The organism is Candidatus Laterigemmans baculatus (assembly GCF_010367455.1).
Lineage (GTDB): Bacteria > Planctomycetota > Planctomycetia > Pirellulales > Pirellulaceae > Laterigemmans > Laterigemmans baculatus.
Genome location: NZ_WRPR01000070.1, coordinates 49,761 through 58,750, shown reverse-complemented (window position 1 = coordinate 58,750; position 8,990 = coordinate 49,761). Strand labels below are relative to the sequence as shown.

Annotated in this window: 5 protein-coding genes; 2 read left to right on the top strand and 3 right to left on the bottom strand. The window is 60.6% G+C overall.

Going from position 1 to position 8,990, the window contains the following annotated elements:
- Positions 1 to 355 precede the first annotated feature (355 nt).
- A complete protein-coding gene (locus tag GNK13_RS21920; protein ID WP_261345420.1) occupies positions 356 to 991 on the top strand; it encodes a DUF3365 domain-containing protein in 636 nt (211 codons plus the stop codon).
- Positions 992 to 1,061: 70 nt separating this feature from the next.
- A complete protein-coding gene (locus GNK13_RS14080; RefSeq protein ID WP_203329065.1) occupies positions 1,062 to 2,363 on the top strand; it encodes a hypothetical protein in 1,302 nt (433 codons plus the stop codon).
- Positions 2,364 to 2,437: 74 nt separating this feature from the next.
- Here the strand turns inward: GNK13_RS14080 and GNK13_RS14075 are convergent, their stop codons facing one another.
- The 3 genes from GNK13_RS14075 to GNK13_RS14065 all read right to left on the bottom strand — a co-directional run bounded on the left by GNK13_RS14075 (position 2,438) and on the right by GNK13_RS14065 (position 8,845).
- Positions 2,438 to 4,330, bottom strand: coding sequence for a Hint domain-containing protein (locus GNK13_RS14075; RefSeq protein ID WP_164103189.1), 1,893 nt, complete (start codon positions 4,328 to 4,330; stop codon positions 2,438 to 2,440).
- Between the two features lie 197 nt (positions 4,331 to 4,527).
- Positions 4,528 to 4,821, bottom strand: coding sequence for a TFIIB-type zinc ribbon-containing protein (locus tag GNK13_RS14070; protein ID WP_164103188.1), 294 nt, complete (start codon positions 4,819 to 4,821; stop codon positions 4,528 to 4,530).
- 259 nt (positions 4,822 to 5,080) lie between these two features.
- Positions 5,081 to 8,845: a PVC-type heme-binding CxxCH protein gene (locus tag GNK13_RS14065; RefSeq protein WP_164103187.1), complete on the bottom strand. Its 3,765-nt coding sequence runs from the start codon at positions 8,843 to 8,845 to the stop codon at positions 5,081 to 5,083.
- Positions 8,846 to 8,990 lie beyond the last annotated feature (145 nt).

The window sequence follows — 8,990 nt, the reverse complement described above, 5'->3', positions numbered from 1 at the left end:
TGTTTTAAAAAGCAGTCGCCTTCGGCTTGCCGTTAAACGATTTTTCCGCGAGCCGTCCTGCTCCGAACCAATCCAAAGTGGCGCTGTCCAGTTAAGCTTTGTCAGAAAACCCGTAGCGACACCCTCCCCGGGGGGAGGGTAGTGCCAAAAAAAGGGGGGGGTCTGGCCGAGGCTAGCGCCTGCGGCTCAAAAGGTCGAACTCGAGGGAGTTTCTGACCGAGCCTGAACCATCCGCCGAAACGGAAAATCGTTGACGCCACCAGGCACCGAGGCTACAACCACTTTGGTAAAGTGGTATTGATAATGCCGATTTGGGTTCGGCTGTCGCGAACGCGTGTACCGCCAGGCAGACAACATGAACGATTCTCTACCAGAGGCTGCCGCACGACGAGTTAATGGCCTACTGGTGGTGCTGGCACTGCTCACAGCGCTGGCCTCCCCGCCGGTGTGGCAAGTGTTCGCCGCACCTCCGCCCGGAACCCGGGGCGGCGGCGGTGCAGAGCAAGCGGATAGTGATGCCGTTGGCTCGCTACCCGCGTCTCCTCAAGAGGCGCGCGTTCGCGCTCAGCTACTTCATGAAATGGCTCACGGCGCCTTGCAAGTCATGCATCGTGATTTTTTCGAAGAAGAGGAGAGCCATACGCTCCCCTCGCAATCTCTCGAAGATGTTTTCGCTGCGATGAAAGATCGTTGGCAAGTCGAACTGCATTGGCTGACGGTCAACGCGGCGCCAATGAATGTGGAGCACAATCCTCGCGATGCCTTTGAGAAGCAGGCGGTCAAGGCCTTGGCTGCGGGGGCAGAAGAATACGAAGCGGTCGACGGAAACCGGTTTCGCTATGCGGGTGCCATCCGGCTCGGCTCGCAGTGCCTCAAATGCCACGTCCCCCAACGCACCAGCCTCGAAGATCGAACAGCGGGGCTCGTGATCACGATTCCCCTCAAGAACGACGCTCCTCTCAACACCGCCGTGCCCCATCGGAACGACTGATTTTTCACTCCCAGACATCGAGTGCATCGATATGTTCGTCTCCCGTAGGACAGAGAAGCCCCGCCCTTGGATGACGCTCGGCCGAACCTGGATTGGGTTCCGCCTGTTCGTCTGGGGGTGTGTTGCGCTTTCGGCGAGCTCGGTCTGGGGGCAAGTCGAATTCGAGCGAGCTCCAATCAATTACGGCAAGGGAAGAACAACCGATCCGGTCGCCGACTTGCAGGGCAAAATCGATTCGGGCGAAGTGCGACTCGAGTACGACGCCGAGCACGGCTATCTGCCTTCGCTGCTCCGCGCGCTCGATGTTCCCGCGTCGAGTCAGGTACTGGTCCATTCGAAGACGAGTTTCCAGCTGCGGCGAATTTCACCCAAGCATCCCCGCGCTCTGTACTTCAACGATGAAACCTATGTCGGCTGGGTTCAGCAGGGAGACGTCATCGAGCTGATGTCGACCGATCCTTGGCAGGGAGAGATTTTTTATACCCTCGACCAAGAAGAGCAGGACAAGCCGCGGTTTATCCGCGACCGCGGGCAGTGCATTTCCTGTCACGCATCGTCACGCACCCAGGGCGTTCCGGGAGGTTTGATTCGCTCAGCTTTCGTCGACCGGGGGGGACAACCGCAGTACGGTGCGGGAACTTTCACTACGGACCATAGCAGCCCCTTTGAGGAACGCTGGGGAGGCTGGTATGTGAGCGGGACACACGGCAAGATGCGGCACATGGGCAATGTGTTTTCCCAGAGCAAGCAGGACCCCGAGTCACTTGATCGGGAGCCAGGAGCCAATGTGACCGATCTGTCGGAGTTGTTCGACGTCTCACGCTATCTGACGCCGCACAGTGATGTGGTGGCGCTGATGGTGTTGGAGCATCAGACGCAGATGCAAAACTATCTGACGCTGGCGAGTTATGAAGCGCGGTCGGCGGCTCATCACGACGGGATCATGAATGCGGCGCTCGAGCGGCCCAGCAGTTATGTCAGTGAAACGGCCGAGCGACGCGTGGCCGCTGTGGGCGACAAATTGCTGCGATACATGCTGTTCGTCGACGAATTCCAACTGACCGATCCGGTCGCTGGAACCTCGGAGTTTACAGAGGAGTTCGCCGCCCAGGGACCTCGCGACAGCCGCGGCCGTTCGCTCCGCGATTTCGATCTTCAGAAGCGGCTGTTCAAGTACCCCTGCAGCTATCTGATCTACTCTCCGTCATTCGACAAGCTGCCCGACGCGGTGCGGACGTACGTGGCGAGGCGACTCCGGGAAGTCTTGCTCGGTGAGGATGAGAGCGAGGAGTTCGCCCATCTTTCACGGAGCGACCGCACGGCGATCTACCAGATCCTTCAAGAGACGAAACCCGACCTCTGGGCAGAGTGACGCTGGGGGCCCCAGCGTATAGACATGGAAGGCTTCGGCAAGCCGCAACGGACGTCAGGCCCGACCTGATTGCCCTACCGGGCGGCGACAGGAGCGAGTCCAGGGACGCGGATGGTGGTCGGCTCAGGCTCATTGAAATCGTGGCTGAGGACCTGCCCCTTGCCCACGAAATAGTTGTGATGTTCGTCGGTCACCAGATTATAAGTCGGCGCTGCGTCTCCCTCGCTGACCGCGCGAACTTGCAACGGCTGTGCGAGCCCATGGAGTAAATCCTGATACTCCAGGTCGCGGGCTTTCGTCCATCCTTTGCCAGAAACCCAGAACAAGTGACCGCCGGTGCACTCGAAAGTTTCGCGATCGGTCTGAACGGTCACAAGCGGCTTGGCCGGCTGTGTGGTGGTCGTCACCACGACATCCCAGACGAGTTCTCCGGTCTCGATGTTTTTCGAGAGCACCTGATCGCCGACGACGATCGACTCGATCGGTTTCTCACCGCGCGAGGTGACGACCGGGGTGCCCGCCACAAAGCACTCGCAGGCCTCGCGGGTGGTGTAGAAGTCGGACGTGGATAACTGATAGTTGTAGCGGTAGGTCGCGAGTTTGATCGGCGCCGGCTCGCGCTCGGTATAATCCGCCCACCAATCCCATAACTCGTGCAGCGTCGCTTGGGGATCGGTTCCCGAGGTCTCGGAGAGCACCAGGCGGATACGATCGTTGACGATCTTGCTGGTCTGATTTTCTACGGCGGCGACCCGTTCCCGCTGGACTGCCTCGCGGGTCGCCTGGATCCGGTTTTGGCGATCAATCATCGCGTTGGTGATTTGATTTTCCCGTTCCCGCTTGGCGTCCTCGATGGCGACTTGTATTGTCGAGAGACGCTCCGGACCATCGTTTCGAAAGCGATTGACGTTTCGGCGGCGGACATCGATGGTATCGACGACCGCGACATCGATGTTGTCTTTGGCTTCCCGCGAAAAGACATGCCGCACACCGGCTAGCGATCCGTCGGGGCGAAACGAGGGAATGATCTGGGAGACCAGCGGAGACCGAGCCCGCTCGAGCAAGTGCGGAACGTAGTGGTAGAGCGGGCGTTGGCGAAGCGCCGCGGTGCAGAGGTCGCGAGCCGCCGGGTCGGGATGATCGATACTCCACTGCGCCAGGATCGCCGTGGCGGCAGGATCGCTCCGCTCGCTCATCCACTGGATTGCAGGGTCGATCAAAGGCCGAGGTGCGGCGGCGAAGATCGCGGCCACAGCCGGAGTTGCATCGGTGGCGTCGAGTTCCAGTAGCGACTGGGCGGCTACCTGACGCTCCGCCGGCTTCCCCGTCTGCGTGTCCGAGGCCAATTTCATCAGCTTGCCGCCATACTTTTGGAGCGACTCGCGGAGCGCGGCGATCTCCGCGTTGAGCTGGGCCATCTGCTCGGGCGTGACCCAGCGACCATCGATCCGCCGATGGCCGAGTGCAGCCCGGGCGATGCGGTTCTCGGAATCGAGTTGCAACACGCGCTGGCAATGTGCCATTTGCTGGGATTCAAGCCCAGCCCGCTGGCACCACGCGGCCGCTGCGAGATGTCCCTGCACGTTGTCGGGCTGAGTGCTGCGAAAGCGCTCGTAGCGGTCTAGCGCCGGCAGGTCGAGATTTTCCTCGACCTTCGCCTCGATGCTTTTCCACCCCAAGCGGTCGCGAATCTCAGCGGCGACCGAGCGGCTGAGCTCATCTGCGGCTTGCGATTCGAGCAGATCCAACACGAGCCGCGATCGCTCGCGCAAGTCCCCGTCGGCCTCAGCGGCAAGGACCCTTTCCGCCAGCGAAAGAGAGGGATTGAGGCCTGCGTCGCTGACCGTGTAGGACGAGTCGGTGGAAGTGCCGGGAGTTGCCGCGTCGGCGGCCTGCCGGGAAGGAATGGTGTAGCAGAGCAGAACTCCGCAAACCCCAAGACCGAGAAGCTGCCTTGTAGCACGCACCGCGTCACCCCCTCCGTTGGCGTTGGTCCCCTGTCAGATCACCTTCGTTGTAATGGAGCGAGCGGTGCAAGGCAAATTTCTCACGCTGAAGGCGACTGTGTTTTAAAAAGCAGTCGCCTTCGGCTTGCCGTTAAACGACTTTTCCGCGAGCCGTCCTGTTTTGAACCAATTCAAAGTGGTGCTGTTCAGCAAGCCGCTCAGTCGAACAATTCCATCCAGAACGGTTTTTTCTTTTTGTAATATTTACCACGTTCGTCGTAGTATTTTTGGTCCGAACGGGGCGGGTAGGGTTGCTGAGCTTGATTGGGTGGCGGCAGGGGGATTTGCCGCTGTGCTGCTTGCTCGGCCTCATACTGGTTGGCCCGCTCGATAATCTTGTCCAGTTCGCCACGGTCGAGCCAGATCCCACGGCACTTTGGGCAGTAATCGATCTCAATGTTTTGCCGTTCGCTCATCACCAGATCGGTCTCTTCGCAAACCGGACATTTCATGGCACTCTCCGAGTGGGCTACGTCACAGAACAGTCCGCTAAATCAGCCGCCACGCGCTAGCGTCCGGTTCTCTCGGTGTTTTCGAGAACCGGGGGCTAGCGCTCTGGCAGAAAACCACTCGCTTTCGATCTTTTGAGCCGTAGGCGCTAGCCTCGGGCCTCGCAGCCCCGGGATTTCCGCTGTAGCACCCGCGGCTAGCGCCGTCGGCTCAGGGTTTTCTGACAGACCTAGCTCCCGGCGGCTGATGAATCAACAGAGTCTACGGTTGACCGGGGCCTCCGTAGACGACGACTTGGTTCAAATGCAGGATTCCCCGCTGCGGCAGTCCAATTCGAATGAACTGAGCCTTCGTGCCAGCGGGCAATTCCGCTTCGTATTCGGCGGCCGGCTGCGGAGCTTGCCAAACTTTTTGCCACTGGTTTCCGTCGGTTGACGTCCAAATGGCCAAGCCTTCGGCCCGCGCGTGGAACTGGCTGTTGACCCGGTTCTGCATCCAAATGCTTTGGATTTCCCGCGGTTCGGCGAGCCGAATCGTGATCGCGGGAGCCGTCTCGCTGCCTTCTCGCGAGTGGAATGCAAAATCGCGCTGCCGCGGAGGTTTTGCGCTCAGCAGGTAAGCGGCATCGCGATTAAGACTTTCGGGAAAATCGGTCCCAATCTTAATTCTCGCGGTGCGGGAGATTTCCTCATAACCGCCCCGCTTCCGCAGTTGGCCGACGGTGGGTTCAGCCGTATCGATCCAGCCATCGGTGAGGAATTGCAGCAGATCGAGAAATTCGATGGGGGCGATTGTTTCGGTGAGCGCTTCGGGCATCGAGCTCGCTTTCTTCTCTTGGCGAAGTTCGATTGCCGCTTTCTCGACGACTTCGGTCTTTCCGTTGGCCACCCCGAGGGTGAGCGTCTTTTCATCTTCGCGAAGCACGAAACCGGTGAGCGCCCGCCCGTCGTCGGTGAGGACCATGAGGGTCTCATAGCCCTTGGCGATCTCTTCATTCGGCCAGACGATCGACTCGATCAATTTCTGGCGGCTCATCCGCTGCCCAATATCGTTCAGCTGAGGGCCGAACGGTTTGCCGACGTCTCCGATTTGGTGGCAAGCGGCACACACCCGCTCGAACACAGCTCGGCCTCGCTCGGCGCTACCTCCGGCGGCGGAAGCGAGTTCTTGAAGAGCCTTCGCCCGCTCGGCCTCGGAGGCGTCGACGTTCGAGACCGTTTTGAGAGGCAGGTAGATCGCGCGGCCCGGACCGGTGGAGTATTTGTAGTCGCGGAAGGTCGCTTTCGCCGCGTCGCTGGCCTCGGTCAAGAAGGTGCCGGCCCGTTCGGCCGCCTGCCACGCCGGTTGCAATGCCTGCAGCGTGTGCTCGAGCGTGTACTCAGTCCAGTAGTCCATCTTCTGCTCACCCACCCTCAGCGCTACCTCGGCCGCTTCGGCGGTACCCAGGAAACTGAGCGCTCGCAGCGCCTCGACGCGGACTCGCGGGTGGGGATCGCCCACCGCTGCCGAGAGCCTTTGCAGCGAGTCGGCAATCCGTTGGTGCTCGTTGCCGATCGTGTGGACTGCGGCAGCCCGAGCATGGTAGTCGTCGCTGGCGGCAATCCGGTCGAGCAGCGCGGGTTCGACGGCTCGGAAACTCTCCTGGATCCACATCGCTTCGCACAGCTGCTGAGAATCGTCGACGCCTTGGATCCAGTCGGAAACCGCGGCGAGAACTTCAGCCCGGTCGCGATCTCGCAGCTCGCGGCGGGCCCGGTACCGCGTCCGTGGTTCGTAGGCCCGGAGCTGTTCGAGCAGCGCCGGAAGCGACTCCCCGGCCTGCGTGACCGGTTCGAGCAACGGATTGGGTTTGTAAACCAGGCGGTAGACGCGGCCATGTTCATGATCGCGGTTCGGGTCGCGTTGGGAGTACTGCATGTGGCCGATCAAGGCATTGCACCAGTCGCCAAACCAGAGCGCTCCGTCAGGGCCGATCTTGGGGTCGACCGGACGGAAAAACATATCGGTTGAAGAGAGCAGGTCATCGATCCGCTCGCCTACCAACCCCGCTCCGTTTTCCTCATCACGAATCGTAAAGCGAGGGAATCCGTGCATGTTGATCACACATCCGTAGATGAAGTGATCGTGAATCTCTTTGGGGAAGTGACGCGAAGTTAGAAAGTCGTTGCCGACCGCCGGTCGCATTCCTTCATTGTCGAAGATTGGTTTCAAGGTTTTTCGGGAATCGACCGCAGCACCCGACAAGGGAGTCGTCCAGTGGTGGGTGGCGCCGGTGCCGTCGCCGATGATGCCGTTGCCCCAGGAGTCGAATACCAGGCACCAGGGATTGCCGTAAGCGGGGGTGCGGAAGTGGCGGACTTTCAAGGTCAACGGATCGATCACATAAGAGCCCGAGGGGCCGGCGTTTCGGAACGGGCCCCAGGGAGTCTCAAGCGTCGTCGACATTGCGATCCCTTCGAGCGTGTGGAGCAATCCGCCGTGGGAAAACTCCCATGCTCCCATCGCATGGTGCGTGTCGTCGGTGCCGATTCCGTCGATCAGATGTACGACCTCGTCGGCAACGTCGTCACCGTCGTTGTCTTTCAAAAACAGGATTCGCGGTTCGTCGACGACCAACACGCCGCCATTCCAAAACTCAAACCCGGTCGGGCAGACGAGTTTGTCGTAGAAGACGGTCCGCTTGTCGGCCAGCCCGTCGTCGTCGGTGTCTTCCAAGATCAGGAGGCGGTCGCTCGGCGGAGAGGTCCCAGGAAGCCACTGCGGATAGCTCGGCATGCAAGCGACCCACAGCCGGCCGCGATTATCGAAGTCGATTTGAGTCGGGTTGGCCAACTCTGGAAACTCCCGCTCGGAGGCGAACAGCTTGACCTCGAAACCGTCGGGCACCGTCATCTGGGCGATCGACTCCTCGGGCGTCGGATACTCGAGCGTCGTCGGTTCCCGCATCTTCCGAAAGGCTTCATCGCGGGTCCCGAACATGGTTTCCGGAATGAATACGTCGCCGGTGTTGGAATCGTCGGGCTCGTCGGGAACGGGGCGGCCGGCAGCCAAGTCCCACACATAGCGATCTCGCACCGCCACCATGTTGCGAATCTTATGGAATTCTTTGGGAAACGTTTCGGTATCCCAAGTGCGTCGCCCCCCATAGACATACCAGCCGTTGAGCATCCGGTAATCTTGCAAGTGCAGCCACGATTTGTCGTTGACCGCTTTCCGCACTTGCTCGAATTCCGCCTCTTCGGCGACGACTTCCTCAGCTTGCGCGGAGAGTGCGGAATCCAACAACCGGCCGACTTCGCGATCTCCTTGCTGGTTCAGGTGGACGCCGTTGATCGTGAATTGCAGTCCCGGTTCGGCGGCGAACAAGGCTTGCGTCGGTGCGAACAGATCGACAAAGGGAAGGTTTTCGGCGGCAGCCAGTTCTTCGATGGCTCGCGTGTAGGCTGCCAGGTTGCGGTTTTCGGCAGCTCCAGAGGGCTGCAGCGGATTGCCGGAACTTTCAAAGGCGATCGGGCTGATCAAGACGAACCGCGGTGTCGCTCCTTCGCCCGCCCATTTCTCCGTCGCGTCGGCCATCCACTTGCGGTACTGGTCCTGGAAGGCTTGGAGCTGAGCCGGCTGCGTGCCGGCGAAGGACTCGTTGAACCCGAAGAAGCAGAGGAACAGGTCGGGACCGAAAACTTTCAGTGTATCGTCAATCTCGGTGTAGTTTCCCGGCCGTTGCTGCACACCGACCTCGTCCGCCGGCCAGCCAAAGTTGCGAACGAGCAGTTGCTTATCCGGGTGCCGCAGATGGAGTCGAGTCTCGAAGTGCCCGAACAGATTCATCCGCTCGGCCAATGAATTGCCGACGAGGGCGATCCTTTGTCGGTCGCGAAGCGCGAGCGGTTGCGAAGTGTCGGGAGCGGCAGCGAGGCACAGCGACGGTGGGGCGGTTACCGCGGTGGCAAAAAGCAACCCCAGGCAGAACGCCAGCCCCAGGTAGAACGCTCGACAAAGCCGCTGAGCGAGTCCGGTCAAATTCATAACTGGTACCGAGAGAAGCGGCTTCGCTGGTGGTCCAGAAGGTGTCGCGAAGCCCGCGCGAGGAGGGAGGATGGAGGGAGCCGCAAGGGGCCGATTGTAGTCGCCCCGAACGCGGCGTTCCAACGCACCGTCACCCCTTCCCCCG

Bases quoted from the DNA above. Each gene is read 5' to 3' on its own strand.
- GNK13_RS21920 (WP_261345420.1), top strand. From the start codon at position 356: ATGAACGATTCTCTACCAGAGGCTGCCGCACGACGAGTTAATGGCCTA.
- GNK13_RS14080 (WP_203329065.1), top strand. From the start codon at position 1,062: ATGACGCTCGGCCGAACCTGGATTGGGTTCCGCCTGTTCGTCTGGGGG.
- GNK13_RS14070 (WP_164103188.1), bottom strand. From the start codon at position 4,821: ATGAAATGTCCGGTTTGCGAAGAGACCGATCTGGTGATGAGCGAACGG.
- GNK13_RS14065 (WP_164103187.1), bottom strand. From the start codon at position 8,845: ATGAATTTGACCGGACTCGCTCAGCGGCTTTGTCGAGCGTTCTACCTG.